Origin of the sequence: Neorhizobium huautlense, from assembly GCF_002968575.1 — a bacterium.
In the GTDB taxonomy this organism is placed as follows: Bacteria; Pseudomonadota; Alphaproteobacteria; order Rhizobiales; family Rhizobiaceae; genus Neorhizobium; species Neorhizobium huautlense.
Window position 1 is genome coordinate 109,919 of sequence record NZ_PVBM01000014.1, and the last position, 26,497, is coordinate 136,415.

Below are 26,497 nucleotides of genomic sequence, written 5' to 3' on the forward strand. Positions count from 1 at the left end.
CGCTTTTGTTTTGCTTGACGTTTGGCAGTGCAGAGGCCCAGACAATCTATCGATTGCAGCCCGGGGATGTGCTGCAGGTCTGGATCGCTCAGGAGCCTGAACTCGCCCGGGAAGTGGTGATCGCTCCGGATGGCTGGTTGTCTTTTCCTCTTGCCGGCCATCTCAAGGGCGTCGGCCTTTCGGTTCCCGAATTGGAAGGGCAGTTGTTGACGCGGCTGAAGCAATACTTCAACGACACCCCAAATCTGACGATTATGCTGCGTTCCAACGCACAACATCAGCCGCTGATCTACGTTACCGGCGAGGTCGTAACTCCTGGTGAATATCCCTACCGTGCGAATATGACCGTTCTGCATGGTGTCGCCGTTGCTGGTGGCCTTTATCGAACAGCCATGCTGGCCGCCGATCAGGACCGGTCGGTGCTTGTGCGACGCGAGGTCGAACATTCGCAAAAACGTCTGACGGAGCTCAAGGCCCGCATCACCCGTCTGGAGGCGGAATTACGAGGGGAACGGTCGCTTGGCAGCCCTGAGGTTCTGGCTGCCGATCCTGCCCTTTCACAGGAGCAGTCACTTCTGAATGCCAGGATGGAGGCTCTGGACATGCAGGAGAGAGCCCAGCGCCAAGGCAACGAACTCTCGGAACGGACCGCCGTTGCACTGCAGGAACAGATCGATACCGTCTCCAAGCGCATCGACCTCGGCAGGCGCCGGCTCCAAAGCATAACCAATCTTATTGCAAAAGGCGGCGCCGAGGGCTCTCAGCAAGCAGTCCAGGAAGGCATAATCGCCGAGCTTGAGGGGCAGGTAAGCCGCCTGATGTCGGAAATGGCAACTGCCGAGCGGACCAGGATAGCGGAGATTGCCCGTTACGACGCCGCCCGCCAAGATCGCCAGACGCAATTGCTCATCGAGCTTAATGCGGTGCGCCGCGAACAAGAAGACACCGCCGCAAGGCTCACCGACAGCACAAGCATCATGGGCATCTACGGCCAGAACGCAGCTGCGAATGAAGAAAGGCAGCGACGCGTCATCGGCTACCACATACTGCGATCGGTTGATGGTCAAACGCAGGAATTGAGGGCTAGTGAAACGACGCCGATGATGCCGGGCGATCTCCTGCGGGTGCTCTACGGCGATCCCGATCACACTGCAGCCACCTCCGATACTCGGGCGCCGGCGGCAGCTACCGGCTCCGCGGTGCCTAATCCTACGATAACGGCCGCTCGATGAGAGGGCTTCATGATGATCAACAGTATATCGGACGCGACGCAGTGAGGCGACGGGCATGATCAACGAGCTGGCACGCAACATCCTGTATTATGTAGAGATTGCATTCGCAAAACCCCTTTATGCCATCCTGCCGGCACTGATCGCCATTCTCGTCGGCGTCTACTTCATCCTGATGACCCCGCGGACCTATCAGTCCGAAGCGCTGCTGATCATGGAATTTCAACAGATACCGACGACGCTCGTGTCGCCGACGGTATCGAACGATCGGCTGCAGTTCATCGAACAGCGGGTATTGTCTCGCAACAATTTGCTTGCCCTCGCCGAAAGGCACCATCTCTTTGCGGATGTTGCGCAGGCCTGGTCGAAAACCCAGCTCGCCGGCACGATCCGGCACCAGATCTCGCTGGACATCCAGTTCACCGAAGGAGCGGATCGCACCGCACGAAACGCTTCGGTTCGAATCGGATTTAAGTATGCCGACCCTATCGTTGCCACCGATGTGGTCTCGGATCTCGTGTCTCACATCATCGAAGAGAACAAGCGAATCCGCGTCGCACGTGCTGCGGAAACAACGAAGTTCCTCACGCATGAAGTCGATAGCCTTGAGCAGCGGTTTCGCGAACGTGAAGCCGTTTGGGCAAGATATCTAACCGAGAACAACGATTCCCATCCCAGCCGGATACCGGCGCTGTTGATCGAAATGCAGGCGAAGGAACAGGAGTTCGCGACGCTGGACCGGGCAGTGGTGACAATCAACGAGGAAATCGGTCTTCTCGAGGCGCAGTTGCGCATGGGTGCGGGCGAGACGAGCGAGGCAACCCGCCTTCACTCTCAGCTCACCGAACTCGAGACGGATATGGCTGCCAAGTCGGTGATCTATTCCCAATCCCATCCGCAGATCCGCGCCATGAAGCAACGTATCGAGGAGGTGAAGGCCCAGGTTGGGAAGACAATTCCCACCGCCTCGCCGCAGGCTCTGACAGCGGAAGAAATCAAATCCCTTCCGCCGGCGCTCATTCTTGTTGCAGAACGCATTGCGGGCATAAAGCCGCGACAGGAGCAGACTCTTGCCCAAAGAGCCGACCTTGCCGAACGCATAAGCCGGTTGCGTTCCACCATTTCCCGTGCCCCCGAGGTGGAGTCTCAGATCGCGGCATTCGAAGCCGAAAAGGTTTCTTTGCAACGGACGCTGGACGATATGCAGGCCAAGCTGAACACCGCGCGTCTTGGCGAGCGTCTGGAGGAAGGTGAGGCAGCTCAGCAAATCGATATCGTGGAAGCGCCTGAGATTCCAAACGGCGCCGCCGGACCGAGACGTCTCCATTTGGCGATGGCGGTTCTCGCGGCAGCTTCCGCTGCGTCCGCCGCGGGGATCTATGCTGCGCATCTGTTCGACCGGACCATACGAGGCACCTTTGATCTCGCCAATGCTCTCGCCGGAGAAACACTGGTGGTCATTCCACGCTGGAACCCCAGGAAATACATCGCCAAAGCCTTCCGCGACGCTGGAAACGCCAGCGTCAACCCATCCGGCGGGGGACGGTATTAGCAGACTTAAGGTTCCGACCGAAAGCAAACCATTGATTGGGATAGGGTAAGAAATTCATGGAAGTCATCAAGAATATCTCCCCTCGGAGCCGAGTGGCGAACCATGTGGATGGCGTTGGTCTGACCGATTTCAACACTGCCTTTCCGAACGGCCAAAATCGTACTGAGGAGCGGCCGTCCCTTTTGGACGTCGAGCCACTGTCCCCCACATTCCTGTATTCCAACCGCGTCATTGCTTTCGACAGCAGCAATTCGATGACCCATGCCTATGATGTCCTGCGCAACCACCTGCTGAACGGGAAGACGGAACCAGACGAGCGGGTGATTTCGGTCAGTGCACCTTCCACGGGCTGCGGTACCACGGTGACGGCGGTTAACCTGGCGATCAGCCTCGCCCGGGTGCCGGGATCAACTGTGCTGCTGGTGGACGTCAATTGTCGGGATCCCGGCGTTGGCAAGATTTTAGGCCTGCCGCAAGAGCCATCCTTTTACGATCCGATCAAAGGCTGGCTGACGACGACCGATATCCGGGGCATTCGCGTACACCTTTTGCGCGCCGCCTGGGGATCGGCGAAAATCCCGCTGCCCGAAGACCTCGAACGGATGGCGGCTCAGATCGAGGTGGCACGCCAATTGCTAAGGCCGACGGTTGTCCTTTTCGATCTGCCTCCGATGCTGAATTCAGATGAGGTCATACCGTTTCTCGACATGTCCGACACCACTGTTATCGTGCTGGCGGTAGGAAAGTCAAAACTTACGGATCTCGAAATATGCCGCAGCTACCTGGGCACTGAAAAACGCACCCAGGTGGTTTTGAACAAGATGAGAAGGCATGGTCTCTAATGACTACTGCAAACCGCGCACAATCCGATAGCGCGCGATTGAAGCTCGCAGTGGTTATCGTCAACTACCGCACCGCCGGCCTGGCCATAGACTGTCTGGCATCCCTCCACGCCAGCGACACAATTCCGGCAGGAACACGGATCGTGGTTGTCGATGGGGGTTCAGGCGATCATTCGGCCGACGATATCTCCTTTGCGATAGAAGAAAACGGCTGGACGGACTCGCTATGCCTTCCACTGGAAACGAACGGCGGCTTTGCCTTTGGCAATAACCGAGGCATCGAGCATGTTCTAGCCTATTTCGGCCGACCTGAATACGTTCTGCTCCTGAACCCGGACACACTGGTGCGACCAGGCAGCATCATCCGGCTCGTGGATTTTATGGACGCTCGCCGTGATGTCGGAATTGCCGGCAGCAGGCTTGAGGATCCGGACGGAACGGCGCAGGCATGCGCATTCCGCTTTCCCTCGATAGTCAACGAGTTTGAAAGCGAGGCAAAGCTTGGTCCGATCACTCGCCTGCTTGAAAATTGGCGCGTCGTGCCGAAGATGCCAGCTCGGCCCTCGCCGATAGATTGGGTGTCCGGCGCTTGCATGATCGTCCGCACGGACGTGTTCGAGCTAATCGGCTATCTTGATGAGGGATATTTCCTTTACTACGAGGAAGTGGACTTCTGCCTCCGGGCAGCGCGCGCCGGATGGACCTGCTGGCACGTGCCGCAGAGCCGGGTTATCCACTTGGTTGGTCAATCAACAAACGTGACGCGGCACATCCGTCCTTCCAGGCGTCCGACCTACTGGTTTGAATCCCGCCGGCGGTATTTCCTAAAGCATCATGGCGGCGTCTACGCGCAGTTCGTGAATCTTGCGTGGCTCGCTGGCCATATCGTCTTCCGCATCCGCTTTCTCGCCGCAGGCAAGCACTCAAATTTGCCCCCGCATCTGCTGCAGGATTTCATCCGCCACACAGCCCCATTTCGTCGGATCTGACGCAGGGGCCAGTTTTCATTCTCCCGCCATTTTTGGCGCTTTGATCAGCGCTTCCAGCAGTGCCGCCGATTGATGGATGTTGTGCCGCTCCAACGTGCGGCGGCGCCCTGCTTCGCCCATCTGCAATATCTGGCCATCGCTTTCGGTCAACGCGCGCCGCATCGCATCCGCCAGACCGTCGACGTCTCCGGCGGGAATCAGCCAGCCGTTGTCCGGCCGGACAAGTTCCGGGATGCCGGCGATATAGGTGGAGATCACCGGGCGCTTGAGCGCCAGGCTCTCCATCAAGACCACCGGCAGGCCTTCTGCAAAGCTTGGCAGCACCAGGGCTCTCGCACGGAGGATCTCCGTTTTCACTTCATCCTGGGTAATCGTACCGGTAAGCGTGACGGATTGGCCGAGACCGAGCCGTTTTATCTCGCGTTCGATCTCGCTCCGCAACGGCCCATCGCCTACGAGGACAAGCTCGAATGTCAGGCCCTGCGCCCTTAGATTGGCGGCAGCCTGCAGAAGCAAAAGATGGCCCTTCTGCTCCGAAAGCCGCGCGATACAGACGAGGCGAGGGGAGGCGTTACGCTGCTGCGCCGTCTCGTCGCAAAGATAATGCCGGTCCACGCCACACCGCACGACCTGGATCTTGTTCCAGTCACTGAGGTCCGCCCACCGAAGTAACTGGCTTCGGCCATAGGAGCTCACTGCGACGACAAATGACGAGGCGCGAATTTTCTCCGACAGCGCCAGAGTTTCCGGACGGTCGAATTCCTCAGGCCCGTGGACGGTAAAGCTGAACCGGATGCCGCCGATCTCATGGGCGAGCACAGCAACCGTTGCCGGATTGGTGCCGAAATGCACGTGCAGGTGGTCGATCTTCTCCCTGCGACACCAGTCCGCTAGAACCATCGCCTCCCCAAAATAGACCAGATGCAGTAGAAAGCGCCCGCCCGAAGCCCGTGCGAAGCGGAAAGCGCTTTTTAAAGCCTTGAGCGTCGAAGCAGGATGAATAGCCAGTTCCCGCACGAGGCTTGCCACGACTGCCTTTGCGGGGCTGGCAAGGAGGTGCTTCGTCTTTGCCGCCTCCAGGATATCGTCGCAATCCTTCAGCTGACCACGGAAGGGACGCACCGCATATCTTGCGATATGGTGCCCCCTCTCCTCCAACGCATTGATTTCCCGTCGTATGAAGGTGTGGCTCGGCGCCGGATACTGATTGGTGAAATACGCTATACGCATTCCACAAGCGCCCCTTTTCTGCCTGCTGATTGTCAGCCATCTCTCATATTTTTATAGCAAAAACACTGAGATAGGCTCAGCCCCACAAAGAGCTTAGTAAGGATGCCGCAGGTTCCACCAAAGGGGTAAATTTACAGCATCGGCGGTCGATCCTAAAAATGGGAGACACTTTAATCGAGACCGTGTCGACAAGATCATCGGAGGCACCGAATGAAGCCGGACACTCTGCGTCTCGAAGATAACAGCGATCTTCATCATGATGTCGGCATCGTGGTCATCGGACGAAATGAAGGCGAACGCCTCATCAATTGCCTCAGATCCCTGGGCCTATATGCGAAGCGGGCGATTTATGTCGATTCAGCATCTTCGGACGGAAGTGCCCAGGCGGCAGCGCACCTTTGCGCGAAGGTGCTGCCCCTCGATCTGTCAGCGCCATTTACCGCCGCACGCGCACGCAATGCCGGTTTCGAGGCCCTTATGCAGCTTTGGCCGCAAACCACCTTCGTACAATTTGTCGATGGCGACTGCGAGCTCGACAGCGACTGGATCGATACCGCAGTTGCCTTCCTCTCGACGCACGAGGATGTTGCGCTTGTTTTCGGGCGCCGTCGCGAACGATATCCGGAGCGAACGCTGTTCAACGCAATGTGCGACCGCGAGTGGGATGGAAAGCCTGGTGAAGTCGCGGAATGCGGCGGGGACATACTGGCAAGAGCCTCCGTCATCAGGGAATTTGGCGGCTACTCCGGTCATCTGATCGCAGGGGAAGAACCTGAACTTTGCGTCCGCTTGCGGGAAAGGCGCTGGAAGATCTGGCGGCTCCCATCCGAAATGACCCGTCATGATGCGAACATGAGCCGCGTGAGCCAATGGTGGCTGAGGAGCGTTCGTTGCGGGCACGCCTATGCTCAGGTGTCTTATCTCCACCGCAAGTCGCCCGTCCGAATATGGGCTCGCAACGTTAGACGCGCCGTTTTCTGGGCTGGCGTCCTGCCGCTTGCAACGGCTCTGGGCACGCTCCTGCATCCAGCCGCCATCGGGCTTCTGCTGGCCTATCCGCTCCAGTCGCTGCGGATGGCACAGCGGATGGCCCCGACCACGTCAAATCGGTGGTCTTACGCGACCTTCGATGTCCTGGGGAAATTCGCCGAATTGCAAGGAATAGTTCAGTTCCACATGAACCGATTGAGCAACCGTCAGCAGCGGATCATCGAGTATAAGTAGAGCCGATGAAGCTAATCACGGGAACTGACGGCCTCTGCATTCCCGAATAAAGCCTCTTTCCATAGCTGCGGCTATCAGCGCGGGTCTATCACCCGCATTTTTCCGGAATCAGCGCCGGGCCGAATGAGAATCGGCGCCAAACCGACGCCGATGCGTCTCATCCGCGCTTTGACCGCCGGTCGCACTTCCCACTCAATAGAGGGGCCGCGTGCAAGAACCGCAGCCGTTATCCCTGAGAAAGCCCAATAGATATACGGAATGACCGTTGCGCTGCTGGTGGTGGCTATGGTGAACAGCATGGCTATCAAGATGGCGAGAATTCCCTGATAGCTCACAAGAACGGACTTGTTTGCCAGGAAAAGGCCCAAGAGTTTAGCTGCCAACAGCCCGAAGAACATCACGAACAGGAAAAGGCCAATCAACCCGTGGTGGAGGGCGATCTGCAGATAGGTATTGACCACATCCACGATGCCCTGACCCTGTATCATTCTCAACATCTCCGGCTCCGTGAGAAATGTCTCAGAACCGAAAAGCGGGTAACGCTCGATGACGAGCAGTGAATTCTCAACAAGCATCGCGCGATAGGTCTCGCTGCCCCTGTCGGCAGAGCCGATAAATGGGAGCAGGTTGGTGAATCGATCGATGAAGGACGGTCGTAGAAATGCCAGGATAATCATCCCAGGGGATGCCGCGGCAAGCAATTTGAGCGAAGCCCGCAGATTGGTCAGCAGCAGAACCGTGGCACAGAGCGCAAGGCCCAGCCAGGGACCACGAGAGACGCTCGACAGCAGCCCGACTACAAGTATACCGAGAGCTATATAGCGCCAGGAGTCCCAATGGCGCTGGGTGCGCAAGGCGAGCAGACATCCGCCTCCGGTCATGCAAAGAAAGCCAAAAGCGATGGATTCAACCGATGTGGTCGCAGCCCGCAACAGACCGTCGCGGAAAAGGTAGCTCGTCATGAGGACAAAGTCCCACTCGAGGATGACCACATAATAAACCCGCCAGTTTCGCCAGATCTCGAAAACGCCGATCGCGGCAAGAGGCAGGGCGGCAACCACAAAAGCCAGTAGGACGCGGTTGATATCGAGCGCCGACCGGAGCGACCGGCTGAAAACAAAATAGGGAAGCAAAATATCCAAGAAATATGTCGGCACAACACGGAGGATCGAATTGATATCGTTCAATCGCAGGGAAAGGACGGTGATAAACCCGAAATACGCGAGCACCGGCAGATCAAGACCCCGCATTCGCCTGTTTTCGGGCTCTCGCCAGAGTTTGATTGCGAGGGGAAGGAGGATGAGTATCGCCAACAGCCGCGGCGGCTCAAGATCGATGATCCTGTTGAAGACGCCGGGGATGCCGACGCCGATCGGTACGCATGGCGCCACAAACATGAGAACCACATAAAGCAGCAAGGGCTGCTTTGAATTCCGATGGATGTATATGCTGATGAGCGCAAGCCCAGCAGAAAAATCAAAAAAGCTGCTCGAGATAAAAGTGACGCAAGTGGCGGCGAGCCAACAGTTCCGCCACAAATTAAATTCCGCCTCCTCTATGAGCGGCAAAGCGATTTTCTTCGCTACATAGAGCACGGGGACGCTGATAAGCAGAACATATACCAGCGCTCGAATATATTCAGGCATAGCTAGAGTGTCCGCGCGCCGAAAAGGTGGACGGAACAACAACAGGCCCGTGGCTGATCCTCACCATGTGAGCGTCCCTTGCCGTTGCGCAGGAATTGCGCATCCAGGCTCAGGCTACACGTATGGATCACCTTCCCCCACCTGTCCAAAAGAATGAGCGCCTAGCACGATAGGTGACTGCCGTATCCATTCGGATTGCTTGCTCAAAACCGAATGAGATCGCTGGATAGGAAGCACGGCGACTACCAGGCATCGCGGCGCCCGACGCTGTGCCTAAGGAGGGTCAGCCGGGAAGGTAACCAAAGCGATCCCACGAGATATCTAAAGTCGTGACGGCGGTGCCAAGCAATGGAAGACAATATTTCGGATCTTGTCGTAGTGCCGGATGATGCAGGCGATCGCCTGAGAGCCAGTCTCGGCCTAAGGCCGAGTGAAACTCCACGGATTGCGTTTATCGCTGGACCTGGCGATGTCGCAGGGACGTTCGACTATTGGATGGAAGGACGTTTCGATCCCCGCACGCCCGTCGTCGCCTATTCGACCATGTTCTACACGCTTGTAGAGAAACTGGAGGCCATGGCGCTCGTCATTGCGGAACCGGAGAAACTGCCCCGACATCGCGATCCTCGCTTCCGTTTCATAAGCGTTCCCCGCGCCCGGCCTCCCGGCCGCATCGCTTATCGAAAGGCCGGCCTCGCCTTCAGCTGGAAAGTCCTTCGAGAACTTCGCAAGTACGAGCCGCATATCGTGCTGCTGGGTGTGGATACGCCTTGGCTGTTGATCGCCTCTATCCCGAAAAACACTCGTATCATTTTGACGGCCCATACCAATTTCTGGCCTATGGGCCTCAAGCCGGTTTCCCTCAAAGCGCGAATCAAACACCAGATAGCAAGCGTGCTGATGCATCGGGTATCGGCAGGCGTTTGCACCTCCGAGGAAACCAGACGACAGGTGATCGAAATTCGACGTGACTTGATTGGCAGCCTATACACGGAAGTCCCCCAGGTGCTTTCGAGATTTCTAAAGCCCCCCCGCCAACTGGAGCGGCTGAGAAACATTCTGTTTCTGGGGCGGTTGCAGGAAGAAAAGGGTGTCTATGATCTTTTGTCCGCGTTTGAAAAAGCAGCATGCCGCCACCCCGACTTGACCCTCTCCTTTGCCGGCAAAGGCGAGGCCGATGATGGGTTACGGCAGCGGATTGCCGCCTCGCCCGTTCGCAATCAGATCAGGATGCTTGGCCAACTGGATGCGCAAGAGGTTCATCAACAGCTGGAGCGGGCGGACGTTCTGGTTTGCCCGACCCGCAGCAATCTTCCCGAAGGCCTGGCCCTTGTCGTGGTGGAAGCAGCAGTACATGCTGTTCCCGCGGTACTCAGCTCAGTGGTGCCGGCAAAGGAGCTCGTGGAGAACGCCTGCATCGAATTTCCGGCCGACAATATCGAGGCGCTTGCTTCTGCTCTCATGATGCTTGCTGACGATGCCGGCAAACTGCATGAGCTGCAGGAAAGGTTGGCCGTAGACCGAGAGAAATTCTTCGATAGGTCATTATCCTGGGGCAGCCAGCTATACAGCGCCTTTGTGACCTAGGATTCAGAGGCCTCAGCCGGCTGTTCAGTATATTACCGGATCCACCGCGTCCTGCCCAGAATCAACAATGAAGTCACCTGCAACTCTAGATCAGAATTAAATAATCCCGGGGAAACGGGAGTAGATATTAGAGATGAGAAATTCTAGTGGAACGCGCTCATTTGATTATTATCAATTCTACACCCTCTTCAACTGACTATTAGCTTCCGACCCACGACCTAATCCATTTGATGGAGTTGATATTGGCCGCGAGTAGGCGAATATTAGCTCTACCAAACAGATTGCTGAAGGCTCGAACGGGAAAAACGGTCGGGCCTTCTCCTTTTGGAAGAGCCAACATCACGCCAGCGTTATGTTGAGGCCGCCGGGATCGGCTCTTCCATCCACCCTTGAGTTCCAGAAGCTTAGATCACCCCCCGGGCGGACTATTGGCATCCGCATGGGCGAAGAGCCTGCGATGAATTGCGATAGAGTGACGTCCCAAGTCAGCGTTCGGTAAATGCTCTCGACATGCTGTCGGTGATGGGCTTGACCAGATAGCTGAAGAACGTCCGCACGGCCGTTTGAATCATGATCTCCGCCGGCATCCCTGGCTGGGGAGAAAAACCTTTCACGCGCGAGATTTCCTCTGAGGAAACCTTGATGCGGGCAATGTAGACGTCTTGGTCTGCCATAGTCATCTTGTTGTCCTCCAGAGCATCGGCCGAGATATAAAAGACCTCGCCGTTCAGGACAGGCGTGGTGCGCTGGTTGAGTGCGGTGAGCCGGACAGTGGCTTTCTGACCGACCTTGACGCTGTCGATCTCATTACGCCGTACTTTGGCTTCGATGATCAACGGCACGGCGGCGGGCAGAATCTCCATGATTCCTTTGCCGCTTTCGATGACGCCACCGTTTGTATGATAATAAGTTCGAACAACCGTGCCGGAGACCGGTGCCAGGATAGTGGTTCGACGCAGGACGTCATCTGCTTCGCGCGATTGTTCCCGTGCTGCGTCACGCTCACCCTGGATCGATTGCAAACGATCGAGGGCGTCCTCGCGATATGCTTCTTCAGCCTGCGCGATCTGCTGCTGTCCCTTCAGCGACTGAGCGCCGGTTTCGGCAATCTCCGAGGTGAGACGCCCTATCTGGCCTTCGGCATCGGCGATCGCTCGCTGCAGTGCCTTGACCTCCGTTGCCCGGAGAAGACCTTTTACCAACAAGGCCCGTTTCGTTTCATGTTCGTCCTGCAACAGCACGAGCTGCCGCGATATGGCCTCGCGATGTCGTACATATCCTTCGGCCCGGAATTCCAGAGCCTTCATGTTCTGCCTCAGCAAAGTCAGTTCCGTCGCAAGCTTGATGCGCTGAGCCTTGAAGTTAAGCTGCTGTGTCAGCACGATCGAAGAGACGTCCGGATCATCCTTGAATTGCTCCAGGATGCCCGAAATTTCCATATTCTCGGCGCCCTGCGCCTGAGCTGCGAGGCGGGCTGCTGTGGCCTCCAGCCTGATACGGCGGAGGAACAGCTCACGTTTCTTGGAGAGCGCCGCCGTCTCGTCAAGCAGGACCAGGGGCTGGTTTTCGACCACCTGGTCGCCTTCCTTCACCAGCAACTCCTTGATGATGCCGCCCTCGAAATGCTGCACGACCTTGTTACGGCCGGTAGCCACGAAACTTCCCTGGGAAATGACCGCAGCGGCCAGCGGCGCCGTCGCAGCCCAGGTTCCGAATCCTCCAAAAGCCACCGCGGTCAGCACCAATCCCGCCACTGTCTGCTTCCAGACCGAGCGAGGGACTTCGGAATACCACTCTAGATCATGAACCTTTACAACGGCCGACATCTCTTGCTCCTATTGTAACTGGTGGCCAAAAGAGCCGGAATTGATGTTGATCCCGCGAGCTTCTATCGCGTTCAGCACGTCCATTCGCATGCCGAACAACGCCACTGTGCCGTTGACGAGCAGAAGGATCTTGTCGACGCTGTTCAGAAGTGCAGGCCGTTGGGTGATCGTCGCCACGGTAATCCCGCTTTCCTTGGCATGCTGGAGAGCCCGCAGCAGAGCGGCATCGCCGGCATTGTCGAGGTTCGAATTCGGTTCATCCAGCACGACGAGGCGAGGATCCCCAAAAAACGCTCTGGCGAGAGCGATGCGCTGCTTTTGGCCACCCGAAAGCGGCGAACCATCGGCGGCGACCACGGTTTCGTAGCCATGCGGCAAACTGGCGATCATTTCGTGGACATCAGCAAGCATGGCTGCGCGGTAGATCTGTTCGTCCTCGACGTCCTGCCTCATCCGCGCGATATTCGACTTGATGGTTCCGGGGAAGAGCTGAACGTCCTGCGGCAGGTAGCCGATATTTTCCCCGAACTGCCTTTGATCCCAGTTGCGAAGATCCATGAGATCCAGCCGAACGCTGCCTGAGGTCGGAAGGATCGACCCGACCAGCATCTTGCCAAGCGTTGTTTTTCCGGCTCCCGAATTGCCGATGATGGCGAGAGAATCGCCCGGCTGAAGGGAAAACGCGATGCCATTCAAAACAACCCGCTTTGTGCCCTGCGGGACATAGAGCAACCTCTCCACATCCAGCCGACCCTCCGGCTTCGGAAGATTCAGCCGATCGAAGTTGAGAGGCGACGATTTCAGCAAGGCGGTGATCCGGCCATAGGCGGATTTCGACTGGCTGTATTGATTCCATCCTTCGATCGCGCCTTCGATCGGCGCCAGCGCACGTCCGGCGATGATGGAGGCCGCAATGACCATACCGCCGGTGAGTTGGCCCTCGATCGACAGGAATGCTCCCCAACCAAGCATGGCGATCTGGGTCAACAGACGGCAGGCTTTGGAAACGGCGGCGATGGTGATGTTCCGGTCCTGGGCAATAACCTGCGCTCGCAAGGAGGAGGCCGTGTCTTTGCCCCACATCTGGACAGTCTCGGGGATCATAGCGAGCGCATTGATGATCTGCGAATTGCGGGACATGGATTCCAGGTGAAGATTGGCCTTTATCTGGGCGGTATTGGCCTCCGCGAACGGATCCGCTGTCATACGCTGGTTGACCATCGTAAAGGCGAGCAGCAGGACTGCCGTCAGGATCACGATAGCACCGAGATGCGGGTGGATCAGGAAGACGGCAAGGACGAACAGCGGAGCGATCGGCGCATCCAGGAATGAAAGAAGGGTGCGGGATACGAGGAAGGACCGAACCTGCTGAAGGTCGCCGAGCACCTGATATTCCCGACCGTTGCTTTGAAGCGAAGCCCTTGCCGCAGCACTGAGGATCGGAGCGCCGAGCTGCGCGGCCACTTCGACGGCGGTCCGCATGAGGATGAAACGGCGAAGTGCATCAAAAGCGGCCTGCAGAATGACCGCACCCACGATCACGATCGTCAGCATGATCAGCGTGTCGAGAGACCGGCTGGTCAGCACCCGATCCGATATCTGGAACAGGTATATGGGGATCGCCAGCACAAGGATATTACTTGCGATCGTAAACAGCATCACGATCGCCAGATTGATCCGGACAGCCTTGATACCCGCGCGCAGGCTCGCCGAGAAGTCTATCGGCGCCAGACGCTTGTGGAAGGAGGTACCGCCGCCGCCCGAACCGGTACCGCCGCCGGTAGAGGGTGATTTCGCAAATTTGCCGCTCTCGGTGCGAAGAGGGCCGGTGTCACCGTCGATGGTGATCATTCCCTCGGGCGCCTTGGCTTCGGTGGCTTCCCGCACTGCGGGTTTCGGTTTGACCTCGATTTGGGGCTCAATGACTTTGTCCGTCACCGGCAGAGCAACGATGTCCGCTCCTTCAGGATTCTGAGCGTCGCGTGGCGGGTTCTGGAGAATTTTCTTGGTTTCAAGTCGGGACACGGTTGCCGAGGTGGCGGCGTTATCGTTCGATAGCTTCAGACACTCTTCCACGGCGTGCTCCAGCTTGACATAGATATCCTCATCATTGAGTTGCGGGTTTTGGTTGTCGGTTGGCTGCGGTCGCTCAACCCGTGTTTGGGTATCCGGCATGCTTCCCCCCTTCATCCGAGCACATGTTGCAATCCATCATTCTGATAGTGCCCGTTGTCTTGTTCTGCGGGCGTGACGCCCATTTCTTCAAACTCGCCATCCAGCATGCTGTCATCCAGGAAGACCACCGCCTCGTTGACGAGCGTATCGGGGTCCCCCGTGAGCAGGTCCGGCTGATGGGAAATCAATTCCGCCTGGAAAAGCGTTTCTTCGGAATATTGCTGCCCTCCGACATAGGTGTGCCCGAAGGAATCGAAATCGAGGATGGCAGCGTTGTTGATCAACGCATTTGCGCCTGTTGAAACCGTCCACGCAGCGTCGGTTTGCGGATCGAGCGCATTCATTGCGAGCGCGATCTGGTCGCTGTCTCCGACGATGTTCGTCTGACTGATGTATTGAATGTTCAGGAAATCGCCGCTGATATAAAGGACACGAAGGCCGCCAAGGCCTGCGAAAGCCGGATCGGTCAACACTCCCTTCGATAGATCTCTGCCTCCCGCGGCCATATCGTTGGCGGCATCGAGGTAGGCGGAAGGCAATTCTCCGAAGCGGTCCGCGCCACCGACGTTGTAGATGTGCGCCTGATTCCAGAGCAGGTTTCCCGAACTGCCAATGCTGCCCTGACCTGTCGTCTCGAAACCCGACACTGCCCCGACCACGTCGTTGTCAAACAGTACATTCGTCTGGTGGATGATATTGGCGTCATAGAGCGAACCACCGACAATGATGAGGTCGAAGGAGAAGCCCAGCTCGAAGATCGAAGTCTGGTTTACGCTTGTATTGTCCCCCGCGATGACGCTTGTCGTGACACCCGACGAAGACAATATCCCGACATCGTTGTCGGTCATGAACACGTATTGTTCCAGCCAATTGGTGATCAACAGATCCCCTTGGATCTCGGTGATCGCCCAAGCGCTCGGGAAACCTCCTGCGGCGGCCTGATCTCCAGAGCCTTCCTCGAGCGGATCCGTACGCTCGAAAGTCGCAATGTTGAAAAGCTCGTTCGGGCTGTCTTCGCTATTCCACCCGTCGATTGCGGACGTGATGGAGTCGGTGTCCCAAATTGCATTGGTCTGGACGATCGCGTTGATTTCCACATGATCGCCGACGACCGCCGTTACGGTTGCTCCGGTCCAGAGGTTCTTCACCACGGCCTGGTTGACGACGGTGTTGTCCCCGGCAATGAGTTCGACGGAATTGTCGATGGTGATCGAGCCGTCTTCGGAAATCACCACATTGGGCGGCGGTCCATCATCTTCGTCGGCATCGGCCCCTACGGCGTCGTCGTTATCGGCATCCTCGTCGGCTGGGCTCTCCGCGTCATTCTCTTCCGCATTCTCCTCATCGTCGAAGGAGAAGTAGTCTTCAAGCTTTGGAGCATCCTCGACGAGCTCTCCGTTGACATAGACGCCCTCGATGACAGGAGAGTGCTCGATGAATGTTTCCATCGGACTGCCGGGCGCCGCGACCAACGCTTTCAGCTGGAAGGCAATGTCATTGATGACATCAATGAGTTCCGCACTGGAACCGGGCATTTCCGGATGGCCGATTGGCGCGTGGGAAAGCACATCGTCAGCAGCTTTCAGCAGAGCGGCGTCATTCACTGGATCGGGGTGGAATTCAAGATTGCTTCCCCCGACGTTGAAAGTGTCGTCGTCCGACAGCGACGCTGCCTGAATGATGTAATTGACGACAGACCCTGGAGGCTCGATCGGCGGCACGGTGAACGCTTGTCCAATGCGCGCGCCTGGAAGGATTTCCTCTGTCTGTTCGGGAGGGAAATATGGCGAATCGTCTCTCACCACCAGAATCGGCGGATGATGTTGCCACGAAGCAAACGAAGGGTGCTCCAAGGGCCTGAGATAAGCCGGCGCCTTATAGAAAACGTCAGGGTCAAAACCCAGAAACTCATACGGCGCGTCGAAAGTCGATGAAATGAAAGGCTCGGTATGAAGGTGATCTTTTTGCGTGTGGTAACTGAAATCCGGGTAGGCATCGCGCTGTCGCGCCTCTTCGACCGTCGTATGGAATAGGCCGATGAAATGCGCAATTTCCTCGGTGATCTTGTCCATAGCCGTCATGACACGGACCCCTTATTGCCTGCTAAGCATTTAGATGGAGTGGACTGCGCAGAGACCGCGCAGTCCGTTGATGTCCCTCTTGACGTGCAAGAGATTGCCGCTCGCGTTAAGCGGAGGTGTCGTCGTCACCGATCGACGTGCTGGTGAGGTCGCCGCCAACAATCGTCATATCGATCGCGTTCTGCTGCAGGTTCGCGCCAAGAACGATTTCCTGGTTGAACGCAGATGTTTCGACAAAGGCATCGGACGAAGCGCTGCTCGTGCCGGTAACGTATCCGTCGTCACCGTTGTTGGAGCCCCAGGTCCCGCCGGCACCGCCTGCTCCACCGTAGCCGGTGGTTGCAATGCCGCCCATGCCGCCTGCAGCACCAGCACCGCCGATAGCCCAGCCGCCCATGGCATCACCGCCGGTGCCGTCGGCCCATGCACCACTGAGTGCATCGCCGCCTGCGCCTCCGGTAGCCCAGGCGTCACCGCCGGTGGCATCGCCGCTCGTCGCGTCGCCACTGATGGCTCCGCCGCCTACGCCTGCACCGCCTGCTCCGCCGGCACCGCCGGAACCGCTACCAGCACCAGCACCGAAGCCAGCGCCAAGGCCTGCTCCGAGAGCATCGCCGCCGGCACCACCAGCGCCGCCAGCACCGCCGGCACCGCCGTTACCACCGGCCCCGCCGGCCGGGTCGCCGCCGTCGCCCGCATCGTTGGCACCGCCTGCACCTCCGGTGCCGCCGGATCCGGCATCGCCGTCGGAGAAGATCGGATTGATGAAGCCGAGGCTGCCCATCAGGTTGGTCGCAGCACCGCCGGCGCCTCCATTGGCATTGCCAGCATCGGAAGCGTCGCCCCCGTTGGCATTACCAGCGTCGCCGCCACTTCCACCGTTTCCGCCTTCGCTGTCGCCACCGTCGTCGCCATTACCGGCAAAAGCGAGGCCAGCTCCAAGTCCGAGGCCAAGACCAAGGCCAAGGCCCAGACCGTCGCCGCCGCGGCCACCGTTGCCACCGGTGCCATCGCCGCCTGTAGCGTCGCCAGTATCGGCATCGCCGCTGTCACCGTCGCCGCCGTCCGCGTCGCCGCCGTCGCCTTCACCACCGACCGCCGCACTTGCAGCAATGCCGCCAAGACCGATACCGCCGAGCGCGAAGCCACCCAGGGCTGCACCGCCGTCTCCGCCGTCGCCGCCATCGGCATCGGCCTCACCGCCACCACCGCCGCCGCCGCCTCCGGCACCGATCCCTTCGGATGCTATTGCAAACCCGCCATGGGGATTGGCATCGAGGGTGAACTCGCCGCTGTTGTTGACCTCGGCATTTTCGAGATGGTCGTTGTCCTGGATATTGGCAACCTGCGAAATGACGTTGCCAACGTCGTTTCCGGCACCCGTAAGGGCATCGTTCATGACATCGTCGATCCGGATGTTGAACATCCCGTCGATCTGGCTGCCTTCCATATCGATATCGGCAAAGTCGTTGTCTTCAGGCAGATAGTCTTCGAGGCTCATTCCGACATCGACGGTCACGTCGACTGTGGTCTCATTGACGTTCGCATTGAAATTGGCGTTGCCGTTCAGGTTGGCATTGCCGTTGCCATTGAGATTCAGGTTGCCGTTACCGTTGCCGTTCAGGTTGCCATTGCCGTTGAGATTGTAGGACTCACTGCTCTGGTGCTGGCCCTGTCCCTGACCTTGGCCCTGATGCTCCGACTGCTGCTGTTGCTGCTGTTCCTGCTGGCGCTGCTGCTGCTGCTGTTCCTGGCTGTCGTCATCAAACAGCGTGTTGAGGCTGCGTTTGTCTGCCATGACGGTATCCTCTTGATATTGCGACGCCTTGACCGCCATTCATCTTTTTTGGGGTCTTTGGTCGCCGCTGTTGGGATGGCTAACTGCTTGGGGCCATGGGCGCGCATCTACGCGACCGTTGGCCGGTTTCCGGGTTCCAATCTCTGATTTTTCAGGTCCTCCCCTGTCTTCCCGGAAGGCTTGAAAGGGCGCAACAATGAGGTGGCTACTTGCTACACACGCCACCCACTCTGAGCGTTGGCTCTCCAGTGCCTTTCGGGATGGCGCACACTGTGTCCCGATTGAGGAGAAGAAATAAGGTGCTATTTCGAGCTAGCGCAGTGGATCAACTGACTGTTGATGCTAACACCATAGGTGTAAGGATATAAATAAGAAGAGGTAGATGTATTCCTGACGTTTTCGTCTTACGGAGGGTGATAGATTGCTTGCCCTCCTGAGAAATTAGCCTTCGATCATGCTTCGTTCCTAAAAACGAACCTCAACGAGCTAAATTCCTTGCTAGTTTGATCTAATCGATAGCTCCTTCGGTCTATTCCCACCTCAGGAGTCTTGGTTTACCGTTTCCTAAAAGAAGAATCCGGAGCGTCTGTTGCGTATAGCTTCAACGAGGGGAGAGGGCCCAATCATGCAAGTTCCGCATAGCGTTTCGCAACATCTTGATGTGGATCTGGCTACAAAAGCCTTGAACAGAATGAAAGCTGTCAGGACAATACTTTTCATTTGCTCGCCAGGAACGATATCTACTGCAATGACGGCTGCCATAGAGAGCGAATTTCCATGGCTGTCGGTCAAAACAGTGCCCAATCTGCCGTCGGCTTTGACGGAGTTCGACAATCCAGTGCAGCTTGTCCTGGCAGATGTTGCACTGATCCATGTCATAAAAGAGCATTGGCAGAAGCTCGTCCGACTTCATGTCGGCGCTACGCTCGCTTTCATCGGCAGCGATGATGAGGTACCCGCAATAAACAGGATTGAGGATCTGGGGTTCGTCCAGGGTGTCGTGCCGTTCAATGTGAATCTCGATGTCTTCCTGTCGGCTCTGCGCATCATCCTCAAGGGCGGCACATATTTTCCGTCAAATCACCACCAGCAGCATAAGAGCTTATCGTGGGAAGGAATTGAGGATCGGGCCGAACCGGAACGCACCCAACCTTCGCTTGGCAGGTCCTCCGCCCGAATGATCGACAAGCTGACAAAACGTGAGACCGAAATCCTTGCCCGGATCGCGATGGGCAATCAGAACAAGATCATAGCAGCGGCACTGGGCCTGTCGGAACATACGGTGAAGATCCACATCCACAACATCATCACCAAACTGGGCGTGCACAATAGAACTGAGGTCGTGGCTCTCTATTTCGAGCATAGGCGCAAGGATAGTGCTGACAATGCATCCGAATCGATCCACCGCCAGGACGGCGGCTCGCTCCCCGGCGATAAACTCTAGGCTTCAGGCCATACTGCTCCTGATCGGGCAGCTGAACTATACCTGGACCAATACCGAAAGCCTGCTGATCCATATGATTGCAGGGCTTGCCAAGGTTGATAAGGAGACGGCAATCGTCGTCTTCCTTACATTGAACACGACCCGGGCACGCATTGATCTTGTCGAAAGGCTGGCCAAGATGAAAAAGACTTCCGCCGTCTGTCGGCGCGAAGTCCTGGAAACAACGCAGCGCCTGTCGGACGAAGCGAAGCTTCGCAACAAATACAACCATTGCATCTATTCGTTCGATCCCGACAGCGGTCGTAACCTTACCCAATCCATGCGCATCTTCGAAAGCAGAGACGAGATCAAATACGGGAAAATCGAAGAACTTGATGTCCGGGAAATCGGCCGAATTCAGTCGAGCATCAATTCCCTCATCGAGATCAATCATATGCTTTGGAGCATTACCGAACGATACGATTTTCCCAAATAACAAGATGCCGAAGCCGGCTGGGTATCAACAGCGGCCCCCGTGGGGCCGGAACATCCAATTACGGTCGCGCTTGAGCGTCCGTAGTATGGGAGCGCCTGCCGGGATTTATTTGTTCTTCAGAAGCCATATCTTGCCGACCATGGTGATCCCGTGGGCGGCCTCCTCTGTCTTCACGTCCGGATTGAGACTGCGCAGAAGCCCGAGTTCCCGCAATGTATCCAATGTCGCCGTCGTCAGAAATTTGATCTTCTGCGGCCGTTCCCGAAACCGGTCGTTCCTTGCATAGGTCACGGCGGCATTCAGATGTGTCCACTTATTGGCCTCCTGCGGAAACAGATCTCCCTCCTTGGCGAGCTTTAGCCCTCGGATCTGGGCAGGCGTAAGCGTAATTGTGTTCAATGTTCAGTCCTTGAATAGAATGGAGTAAGCTGTTGGAACCGCCCACTAAGGCGGAATTGGCTAGCCTGGCGAACCGTGCCGACATGGCAGTCAGCCCGGCAAATCCAGCATCATGTCGGCGCGCTAACCTCACGCTCGTCTTGTGAGCGGATATCCCTCGGCGTCGTAGAGCTTTCGCATCTGCACACCGTCGAAACGGGCTTCCTCGACCTCAAGAACGGAGCCACGCAGAAGGGCAGCCGGCATATCCTCGATTGCGAAGCGAAGAGCTTCAGCGGCAGACTCGAATCTTTTATAGCGGAGACTACTCCGCCTCTTGACGGTTTTGCATGGGTACAGCCCGGCGCTGGCATTGTAGTCGAAAACTGCCATGTTTTATCCCTTGCAATCGGAGAAGTTGTCGGGAGGTCAATGGCTTGACACCCCAGGAAATTTCAACGGAAGAAGGAAGGCAGCCTAACGGCGCCTACAACACGTTTTTCGAGACGCTGTTGCATCTCCGCAAGCTTTGTCTCACGTTTTCGTAGAATTTGTCTACTGCGCAAGTCTTGCAGCTTCGCCGCGTTGGATCCTTCTTCAGCGTCCGGGCGCTTGAACAGGCTTTCGGCAGCATGGCTGGCGGTATTGATCATAATGGCATCCTTGTTATGGCTTGCGAGACCGAAACAATGTCAGCCGCAAGCATCTCCCGCCGGTAGACGGAATTCGAAACGTTCGCAAAATCAGGGTTAGCCAAGCAACCGGCTGAGCCGGGAGGATCAGATAGCCGAAAAGGCTGAAAACGCAGACCCTGTATATAGCGATGAAAGACATCTCTTTCAAGCCGGCTCGAGATCACCGGCAATCGCTCGGAGACGACCGCCATATAATTTGCCGGCGTTCAACCCGAGAGGAGACCAAGCTTCTGCAAACGCACACCTCAAAGGGGAACAGCTGGGGTTGCAATGGGTCTTATAAACTCCGCAGCGGCGTCTGCGCCATGGAGTGAGCGGGCGCACCGGAGCGTCGAAATCCAGCGCACCGGTCAGTTCATTTCGGCTTTTTTCCGAGGCTAAGGCTGCTCCCCGCAAGTTTGACCTGAGCTCCCTGGACCGAAGCCGTGGGAGCTACACTCTTATCCTTTTTAGGTTTTCGCGTTTCTCGATTGCTGCGTATCTGTCCCTTGGCCATTTTAGTCTCCTGGAGTGTTCCGATTGCGAGGCCGCTTCTGTTTGCAACCACGGGCCTGAGGCCTCACGTCGCTAAGAAGTGGGATCGACGTGGTTCTTTGATAGAGGCAGTAGGGTATCCCGGCGCCCGCTCAGGTAGGACGCGATGTCGACTGATTGCATACCCCTCGACACGGCAGTGTGAAACTGCGTTTCAGGTCGGTGGCTGAACCGGGAGAACGCGATCACTGCCGGGGTAACGCCGGCTTCAAAATGACTGACATCCAAGTCTGCATGTCGAGCGCGCTCATCAGCTTCCCCGAGTTCGATATTTTCCCGGTATCCTGGACCGCTGATCCGGACCAGATTGCGAGAGATGCTTTCGGGGTGAAGGGTGGAAGACATAACGTCCTCCTTTCATGGGGGCTGGAGTATAAAACCTTGAAGCCACAGCGCTCTTGAACGGCGACTGACGATTTCAGCATGCGCTCTTGTCTCGACAAAGGCAATGGCCGAGCAATGGCGAAGGAGATGAAGAGCAAGATAGCTGAGCCTCATAACAACGGTGACCGATCTGATGCCGCTCGGCGTGCCCCCGCCTTTGTGTCAACACAGTTGGGATTTATAGACGGCATATCGAAATTGCTTGTCGAGCTTCGTTTTTGTGCTTTCCCGCACGAGCTTATCTTTCCTTTCAAAATCGATCTTCTGCCGCTGGCATGTCGCCGGACGGCTGACCTATGCGATTGAAAGGATTGATCGTCATGAACAACGGCATCGTAAAATTTTTCAATACCTCCAAAGGCTTCGGCTTTATCCAGCCGTCGGACGGCTCCAAGGATGTGTTCGTTCATATCTCTGCGGTTGAGCGCTCTGGCATGACATATCTCGCAGAAGGCCAGAAGGTCAGCTACGAGCTGATCGAGGATAAGCGCTCGGGCAAGAGCGCGGCGGAAAACCTGCAGGTCGCCTAAAACAGCATCGCTTCAAATCCTTGGCCACGGATGTACTGGCGAGGTTGCCGAAGCGGTCGACAAGGTCGGGCTTTCGCCCGGCCTTTATTTTTGTTTAACGAAAGAATTTTTCATGAAAAAAACCAATGCGGAGCAACTCCTGAGGAAGGCCCATCGCCAGGTTGCAAATACCAGCGGTGGCGGCCATCTCGGCGGCACGAACCATGGCCAAGGTTATGATGCCAAGACGTCTTCGGCCAGCAGGACCAAGACGGACAAGGGTCGTAGGGCCGGCAGCAAGAACTGAGTTTGGCCAGCATAGGCTGTAATGGCCCGGTACCGGTGAGAAGGGACGCAAATACGCCCCTTTCTGCCCTTGTCGTTTTGATACTGTTCGCGCCTTGGGTTTAGATCAAGGCGATTTCCATTCGGCCTCGGCACACGCTGCAAGGAAATGGCGACGCACTTCCTCGGGGTCCACTTCCCGCCGGACAGCCGAATAACACGTGAGGAGTGCTTTCCAGTAAAGTGGCCCTGACCTGCACCTGAAGCGCAACTGCATATACCGGATAGCTTGAGCAGGTCCCTCTATCCCTATGTTCGGATAGCCGCCCTGCTCGATAAAAACCGGAAGATTCCAATGCGCGGCAAAGTTGATCGGAATGATCTGACCCAAAGGCCTGCCCCCGGATTAGCCGAGGAAAGCCCCAGCGATGATAATCTTGGGTACCACGAATACAAGCCACTGTCGCGCTATTTCGCCACAAACCGGTCCCGTAATGCTGTCGCAATCTTTTGGGCGGACAAGGCGAGGATGAGGCTTTTATTGATAGAGGACGAGAAGGAGCTGGCGGATGCGCTGTCCAGGGCGTTGAGCAAATACGGCATCCTCACCGACCACACGATGCATCTCGCCGACGCGATCGAATTGACGCGTCAGAATGTCTACGGTGCAATCCTTCTGGACCGCCGCTTGCCCGATGGCGAGGGACTGACCTTTATTCCCCATTTGAGACGAACGAGAACGGACACCCCGATCATCGTGCTGACGGCGCGCAATGAGCCGATGGAGCGTGTCGAGGGGTTGGATATCGGCGCTGACGATTATCTGGGCAAGCCGTTTCTCGTCGAAGAATTGATCGCTCGCTTGCGAGCCGTGCTGCGACGGCCGGCAAGTCTGGCGGAACTCCAAATCACAGTGGGACGAATAGTGATTGACCCCTTGCATTTAGGCGTGACCGTAGACGCGATCCCGCTCGACCTGCCCCGACGCGAACTTCTGGTTCTGACGGCGCTGGCGAAGCGAAAGGACAAGGTCGTCCTTCGATCGACGCTTGAGGCGGCGGTCTACAATTACGAAGAAGAAATCCAGTCGAACGCACTCGATGCGCATATTTCCAGGCTGCGCAAGCGGCTGCTCGATGCCGGCGCGGGCATCGCGATCCACAACATCCGCGGCGTCGGGTATCTCCTGAAGGAGGGATGATGCGCGAGGCGCTGCACTCGAACCCTTCGCTTTGGTGGAAACTGAGTTGGCAACTCAGTCTGGTCATCATCGCAGTTAACGCTGCGGTGATCCTCGGGCTTTGCGTATGGGCTGCTACAATCATGTCGCCGAATATTGCCATGGAGGAGAAGATCAGTTCAGCGATAGCGTCGGCCACGACACGCGACGGCCAGGGACGTCTACGGTTGCAAGAGACGCTGGAGCTAAGGGCGCTCAAGGAGCAGAACACTTCACTCTGGTATGTGGTGGCCACGATAGACGGAGCGTTCGTGTCTTATGGCACCATCCCCACACCCTATAACGAGCTCGCGCATCTGGTTCATTGGTTCTACGACGCCGACATACGCGGGTCCGCTGCGACAAGAGAGGTTGCGACGATTGACGATGCCGAAACAGCAGTCGGCGAGGTTCGGATTCTGTTTGGCGGCGTTGCGGACAAAGGCTCGCCAGTCTTCGCCCTTTTGGTCAGGGCTTACCCGATTTATGTCCCTCTGCTCGGGCTCTCTCTGCCCGCGATTTTTCTCGCCGTTCCGCGGATCGTTGGCCGTGCCCTCGCAAGAGTAAGCGATGCCGCTGACAAAGCATCGCAGATCGGACCCCGCCAGCATGGGGCACGCCTGCCGGTGGAGGGAATTCCCAAAGAAGTCGCTCCGCTGGTGATTGCATTCAACGGAACGCTCGAGCGGCTTGAGAGTGAGCTGAAGAAACGTCAGCGCTTCCTGATTGATGCGTCGCATGAGCTCCGGACGCCGATTGCAATCATGCAGACGCGGATCGACGGAATGCACGACGGACAGGAACGTAAGCGGTTGTTGAGCGACGTTGCTCGCTTGGCTGAAACGGCGGAGCAGCTTCTCGACTTCGAGCGCAACGACCAGGCGATTGCTTCCCACGAGACGGTCGACCTTGTCGAAATCGCACGAATGGTGGTTGCCGACTTGGCACCCCAGGCGATCGCTGCCGGCTACCAGATCTCTTTTCAAGATGAGGTAGAGAGTCTCGAACGGCTCGGCAGTCCCTCCGCTTTATCGAGGGCGATCAGCAATCTCGTTCGCAATGCTATCGATCATGGCGGCAACCGCGGGATGATCACCGTCTCGGTCTCGGCCGACGTGCGGATTAACGTGTCCGATGAAGGCCCGGGCATACCGGTTGAACATCAAGAGCTGGTTTTTGAGCCCTTCTATCGTGTTACGCCCAAAAACAGAGGCGCTGGCCTGGGGCTGAGCCTGGTGAAACAGATTGTCGCAAACCACAGGGGCCAAGTCAGCCTCAAAAGCGGCATGACCGGAACCCAGGTGACGATCCAGCTCTGATCGGCGTTAGAAGTAACTGGAACCGTACGTGGCGTAGCTCCGCCGCGTGCCGGCGACAGCTCTTCGATTAGAAATGGCCGATGGACACGGCGATATCCTTGGCTCGAAAACGATCTGTAATGTTGCGGCAACCCTCCGCTCGCACTGTCGCCCGAATACCGCGACGGAGACCAAAGAATGCACAGAAATCCCCAACCCTTTCGCCGATTTCTCGACTATCCGCCAATGCCATCATTGTTCGCATGTCTGGCGCTACTCATCTCCATGGCCGTCACCGGATGTACGTCGATTCCAATAAAAGAAAGCGGCACCCTTACATCCTACAGCAATCTTGGCGCCCCAAAAGGAAAGCTGGGCAAGAAGCAACGGCTTTATGTCGATGGCGGGCAGCTGGCCAAGGTGAAGACGGTCCGGATCGTCCCGACAAGTTTTACCTTCATCGCTGCATCGAGGATCAAATCGGAAGCTGACCGATCTCTCATCACGAACGCGCTGGACCGAGCCTTATGCGTTGCGCTCAGCGACAAATATCAAATGGTTCCCTCCGACCAACCGGCGGATTTGACGGTCCGCTCCGTCGTCACCGAGATAGTTCCGACGAACAAGGGTGTGGCGGCCGCTGCGACCGTCGTTAGCGTTGGCGGCGGCTTTGCGCTTCCCGACAATATACCTCTTATCGGCATTCCTCGTATACCGTACGGTCTCGGTGGCCTCGCCGTCGAGGCAGAAGCGGTCGATAACTTCAATGTCCAGCGCGCGGCGATGATGTGGGGGCGTGGAGCGAATTTCATACAGGACAAACCCCGTTATTCCGATGTAGGCGACGCCTATAGCCAAGCCACCAAGTTCGCGAGCGATTTTTCGCGAATGCTGATCACTGGCAAGGAACCGAAGATGCTCGACATTTCGGTTCCTTCAAGACATCGAGTGCAGTCCTGGTTCGGTGGGAAGCCGAAATACGCAGCGTGTGAAGCGTTCGGTCGCGCTCCCGGTGTCCAGGGTGCCGTATCGGCCAGATTCGGTCTTCCGCCTGAATGGACCGACAGGAAACCAAAAACGGTCCTAACGCACTGACG

Annotated in this window: 22 protein-coding genes; 13 read left to right on the forward strand and 9 right to left on the reverse strand. The window is 57.1% G+C overall.

Annotation, left to right across the window (positions count from 1 at the left end):
* Positions 1-14: 14 nt before the first annotated feature.
* From C5L12_RS16520 to C5L12_RS16535, 4 genes are read left to right on the forward strand one after another with little or no spacing between them, the layout of a single operon-like run.
* The gene (locus tag C5L12_RS16520; protein WP_170109102.1) at positions 15-1,232 is read left to right on the forward strand and encodes a polysaccharide biosynthesis/export family protein; all 1,218 of its coding nucleotides are present in this window, start codon (positions 15-17) and stop codon (positions 1,230-1,232) included.
* Between the two features lie 55 nt (positions 1,233-1,287).
* Complete coding sequence (locus C5L12_RS16525) at positions 1,288-2,781, forward strand: GumC family protein (protein WP_105373150.1); 1,494 nt, start codon at positions 1,288-1,290, stop codon at positions 2,779-2,781.
* Between the two features lie 56 nt (positions 2,782-2,837).
* Positions 2,838-3,623, forward strand: a complete 786-nt coding sequence (locus C5L12_RS16530) for a P-loop NTPase family protein (protein ID WP_105373151.1) — start codon at positions 2,838-2,840, stop codon at positions 3,621-3,623.
* Positions 3,623-4,612, forward strand: a complete 990-nt coding sequence (locus C5L12_RS16535; RefSeq protein WP_105373152.1) for a glycosyltransferase family 2 protein — start codon at positions 3,623-3,625, stop codon at positions 4,610-4,612. Before C5L12_RS16530 ends, C5L12_RS16535 begins: the two co-directional genes overlap by 1 nt.
* Positions 4,613-4,627: 15 nt before the next feature.
* Here the strand turns inward: C5L12_RS16535 and C5L12_RS16540 are convergent, their stop codons facing one another.
* Positions 4,628-5,842 carry a glycosyltransferase gene (locus C5L12_RS16540; protein ID WP_105373153.1) on the reverse strand — a complete coding sequence of 405 codons (1,215 nt, stop codon included), beginning with the start codon at positions 5,840-5,842 and terminating at the stop codon, positions 4,628-4,630.
* A 210-nt stretch (positions 5,843-6,052) separates the two neighbouring features.
* Here C5L12_RS16540 and C5L12_RS16545 point away from each other — a divergent pair, with 210 nt between their 5' ends.
* The gene (locus tag C5L12_RS16545) at positions 6,053-7,066 is read left to right on the forward strand and encodes a glycosyltransferase family 2 protein (protein WP_105373154.1); all 1,014 of its coding nucleotides are present in this window, start codon (positions 6,053-6,055) and stop codon (positions 7,064-7,066) included.
* 74 nt (positions 7,067-7,140) lie between these two features.
* On the opposite strand, the gene C5L12_RS16550 is transcribed toward C5L12_RS16545, so the two are convergent.
* Positions 7,141-8,712 (reverse strand): O-antigen ligase family protein, encoded by a 1,572-nt coding sequence (locus C5L12_RS16550; protein ID WP_105373155.1) that lies wholly within the window; start codon positions 8,710-8,712, stop codon positions 7,141-7,143.
* A gap of 543 nt (positions 8,713-9,255) precedes the next feature.
* On the opposite strand from C5L12_RS16550, the gene C5L12_RS16555 reads away from it, so the two are divergent.
* Positions 9,256-10,299 (forward strand): glycosyltransferase family 4 protein, encoded by a 1,044-nt coding sequence (locus C5L12_RS16555; RefSeq protein ID WP_280952529.1) that lies wholly within the window; start codon positions 9,256-9,258, stop codon positions 10,297-10,299.
* Positions 10,300-10,784: 485 nt separating this feature from the next.
* Here C5L12_RS16555 and C5L12_RS16560 read toward each other — a convergent pair whose 3' ends face one another.
* From C5L12_RS16560 to C5L12_RS16575, 4 genes are all read right to left on the reverse strand, one after another.
* Entirely contained in the window at positions 10,785-12,125 is a 1,341-nt protein-coding gene (locus C5L12_RS16560) for an HlyD family type I secretion periplasmic adaptor subunit (protein ID WP_105373157.1), read from the reverse strand.
* A gap of 9 nt (positions 12,126-12,134) precedes the next feature.
* Positions 12,135-14,300 carry a type I secretion system permease/ATPase gene (locus C5L12_RS16565; RefSeq protein WP_105373158.1) on the reverse strand — a complete coding sequence of 722 codons (2,166 nt, stop codon included), beginning with the start codon at positions 14,298-14,300 and terminating at the stop codon, positions 12,135-12,137.
* Between the two features lie 11 nt (positions 14,301-14,311).
* Positions 14,312-16,381 carry a hypothetical protein gene (locus C5L12_RS16570; protein ID WP_105373159.1) on the reverse strand — a complete coding sequence of 690 codons (2,070 nt, stop codon included), beginning with the start codon at positions 16,379-16,381 and terminating at the stop codon, positions 14,312-14,314.
* Positions 16,382-16,487: 106 nt separating this feature from the next.
* On the reverse strand, positions 16,488-18,179 hold the full coding sequence (locus tag C5L12_RS16575) for a hypothetical protein (protein ID WP_157949067.1): 1,692 nt from the start codon (positions 18,177-18,179) through the stop codon (positions 16,488-16,490).
* A 748-nt stretch (positions 18,180-18,927) separates the two neighbouring features.
* On the opposite strand from C5L12_RS16575, the gene C5L12_RS16585 reads away from it, so the two are divergent.
* Both C5L12_RS16585 and C5L12_RS16590 read left to right on the forward strand, forming a co-directional pair.
* On the forward strand, positions 18,928-19,623 hold the full coding sequence (locus tag C5L12_RS16585) for a helix-turn-helix transcriptional regulator (RefSeq protein WP_157949068.1): 696 nt from the start codon (positions 18,928-18,930) through the stop codon (positions 19,621-19,623).
* Complete coding sequence (locus C5L12_RS16590; RefSeq protein WP_245422946.1) at positions 19,565-20,098, forward strand: hypothetical protein; 534 nt, start codon at positions 19,565-19,567, stop codon at positions 20,096-20,098. Before C5L12_RS16585 ends, C5L12_RS16590 begins: the two co-directional genes overlap by 59 nt.
* Positions 20,099-20,203: 105 nt before the next feature.
* Here C5L12_RS16590 and C5L12_RS16595 read toward each other — a convergent pair whose 3' ends face one another.
* Both C5L12_RS16595 and C5L12_RS16605 read right to left on the reverse strand, forming a co-directional pair.
* Positions 20,204-20,497 carry a hypothetical protein gene (locus C5L12_RS16595; protein WP_105373163.1) on the reverse strand — a complete coding sequence of 98 codons (294 nt, stop codon included), beginning with the start codon at positions 20,495-20,497 and terminating at the stop codon, positions 20,204-20,206.
* 434 nt (positions 20,498-20,931) lie between these two features.
* Complete coding sequence (locus C5L12_RS16605; RefSeq protein ID WP_105373165.1) at positions 20,932-21,129, reverse strand: hypothetical protein; 198 nt, start codon at positions 21,127-21,129, stop codon at positions 20,932-20,934.
* A gap of 1,280 nt (positions 21,130-22,409) precedes the next feature.
* On the opposite strand from C5L12_RS16605, the gene C5L12_RS16620 reads away from it, so the two are divergent.
* Entirely contained in the window at positions 22,410-22,619 is a 210-nt protein-coding gene (locus C5L12_RS16620; RefSeq protein WP_105373168.1) for a cold-shock protein, read from the forward strand.
* A gap of 112 nt (positions 22,620-22,731) precedes the next feature.
* Positions 22,732-22,905 (forward strand): hypothetical protein, encoded by a 174-nt coding sequence (locus C5L12_RS28435; RefSeq protein WP_165924179.1) that lies wholly within the window; start codon positions 22,732-22,734, stop codon positions 22,903-22,905.
* Positions 22,906-23,010: 105 nt separating this feature from the next.
* On the opposite strand, the gene C5L12_RS29230 is transcribed toward C5L12_RS28435, so the two are convergent.
* Positions 23,011-23,274 carry a DUF982 domain-containing protein gene (locus tag C5L12_RS29230; RefSeq protein ID WP_105373169.1) on the reverse strand — a complete coding sequence of 88 codons (264 nt, stop codon included), beginning with the start codon at positions 23,272-23,274 and terminating at the stop codon, positions 23,011-23,013.
* A 138-nt stretch (positions 23,275-23,412) separates the two neighbouring features.
* Here C5L12_RS29230 and C5L12_RS16630 point away from each other — a divergent pair, with 138 nt between their 5' ends.
* From C5L12_RS16630 to C5L12_RS16640, 3 genes are all read left to right on the forward strand, one after another.
* The gene (locus C5L12_RS16630; protein WP_105373170.1) at positions 23,413-24,084 is read left to right on the forward strand and encodes a response regulator transcription factor; all 672 of its coding nucleotides are present in this window, start codon (positions 23,413-23,415) and stop codon (positions 24,082-24,084) included.
* Complete coding sequence (locus C5L12_RS16635; RefSeq protein ID WP_205839350.1) at positions 24,084-25,421, forward strand: sensor histidine kinase; 1,338 nt, start codon at positions 24,084-24,086, stop codon at positions 25,419-25,421. Before C5L12_RS16630 ends, C5L12_RS16635 begins: the two co-directional genes overlap by 1 nt.
* Positions 25,422-25,646: 225 nt before the next feature.
* Complete coding sequence (locus tag C5L12_RS16640) at positions 25,647-26,495, forward strand: DUF3313 domain-containing protein (protein ID WP_245422949.1); 849 nt, start codon at positions 25,647-25,649, stop codon at positions 26,493-26,495.
* Positions 26,496-26,497: the final 2 nt, after the last annotated feature.

What these genes read in the sequence shown, in the direction of transcription:
- C5L12_RS16575 (WP_157949067.1), bottom strand. Translation starts at nt 18,179, where the DNA reads ATGGCAGACAAACGCAGCCTCAACACGCTGTTTGATGACGACAGCCAG.
- C5L12_RS16635 (WP_205839350.1), top strand. Translation starts at nt 24,084, where the DNA reads ATGCGCGAGGCGCTGCACTCGAACCCTTCGCTTTGGTGGAAACTGAGT.
- C5L12_RS16640 (WP_245422949.1), top strand. Translation starts at nt 25,647, where the DNA reads ATGCCATCATTGTTCGCATGTCTGGCGCTACTCATCTCCATGGCCGTC.
- C5L12_RS16555 (WP_280952529.1), top strand. Translation starts at nt 9,256, where the DNA reads ATGTTCTACACGCTTGTAGAGAAACTGGAGGCCATGGCGCTCGTCATT.
- C5L12_RS16585 (WP_157949068.1), top strand. Translation starts at nt 18,928, where the DNA reads ATGACGGCTGCCATAGAGAGCGAATTTCCATGGCTGTCGGTCAAAACA.
- C5L12_RS16540 (WP_105373153.1), bottom strand. Translation starts at nt 5,842, where the DNA reads ATGCGTATAGCGTATTTCACCAATCAGTATCCGGCGCCGAGCCACACC.
- C5L12_RS28435 (WP_165924179.1), top strand. Translation starts at nt 22,732, where the DNA reads ATGAAAAAAACCAATGCGGAGCAACTCCTGAGGAAGGCCCATCGCCAG.
- C5L12_RS16630 (WP_105373170.1), top strand. Translation starts at nt 23,413, where the DNA reads ATGAGGCTTTTATTGATAGAGGACGAGAAGGAGCTGGCGGATGCGCTG.
- C5L12_RS16550 (WP_105373155.1), bottom strand. Translation starts at nt 8,712, where the DNA reads ATGCCTGAATATATTCGAGCGCTGGTATATGTTCTGCTTATCAGCGTC.
- C5L12_RS16605 (WP_105373165.1), bottom strand. Translation starts at nt 21,129, where the DNA reads ATGATCAATACCGCCAGCCATGCTGCCGAAAGCCTGTTCAAGCGCCCG.
- C5L12_RS16535 (WP_105373152.1), top strand. Translation starts at nt 3,623, where the DNA reads ATGACTACTGCAAACCGCGCACAATCCGATAGCGCGCGATTGAAGCTC.
- C5L12_RS16620 (WP_105373168.1), top strand. Translation starts at nt 22,410, where the DNA reads ATGAACAACGGCATCGTAAAATTTTTCAATACCTCCAAAGGCTTCGGC.
- C5L12_RS16545 (WP_105373154.1), top strand. Translation starts at nt 6,053, where the DNA reads ATGAAGCCGGACACTCTGCGTCTCGAAGATAACAGCGATCTTCATCAT.
- C5L12_RS16565 (WP_105373158.1), bottom strand. Translation starts at nt 14,300, where the DNA reads ATGCCGGATACCCAAACACGGGTTGAGCGACCGCAGCCAACCGACAAC.
- C5L12_RS16590 (WP_245422946.1), top strand. Translation starts at nt 19,565, where the DNA reads ATGCATCCGAATCGATCCACCGCCAGGACGGCGGCTCGCTCCCCGGCG.
- C5L12_RS16525 (WP_105373150.1), top strand. Translation starts at nt 1,288, where the DNA reads ATGATCAACGAGCTGGCACGCAACATCCTGTATTATGTAGAGATTGCA.
- C5L12_RS16560 (WP_105373157.1), bottom strand. Translation starts at nt 12,125, where the DNA reads ATGTCGGCCGTTGTAAAGGTTCATGATCTAGAGTGGTATTCCGAAGTC.
- C5L12_RS16570 (WP_105373159.1), bottom strand. Translation starts at nt 16,381, where the DNA reads ATGACGGCTATGGACAAGATCACCGAGGAAATTGCGCATTTCATCGGC.
- C5L12_RS16530 (WP_105373151.1), top strand. Translation starts at nt 2,838, where the DNA reads ATGGAAGTCATCAAGAATATCTCCCCTCGGAGCCGAGTGGCGAACCAT.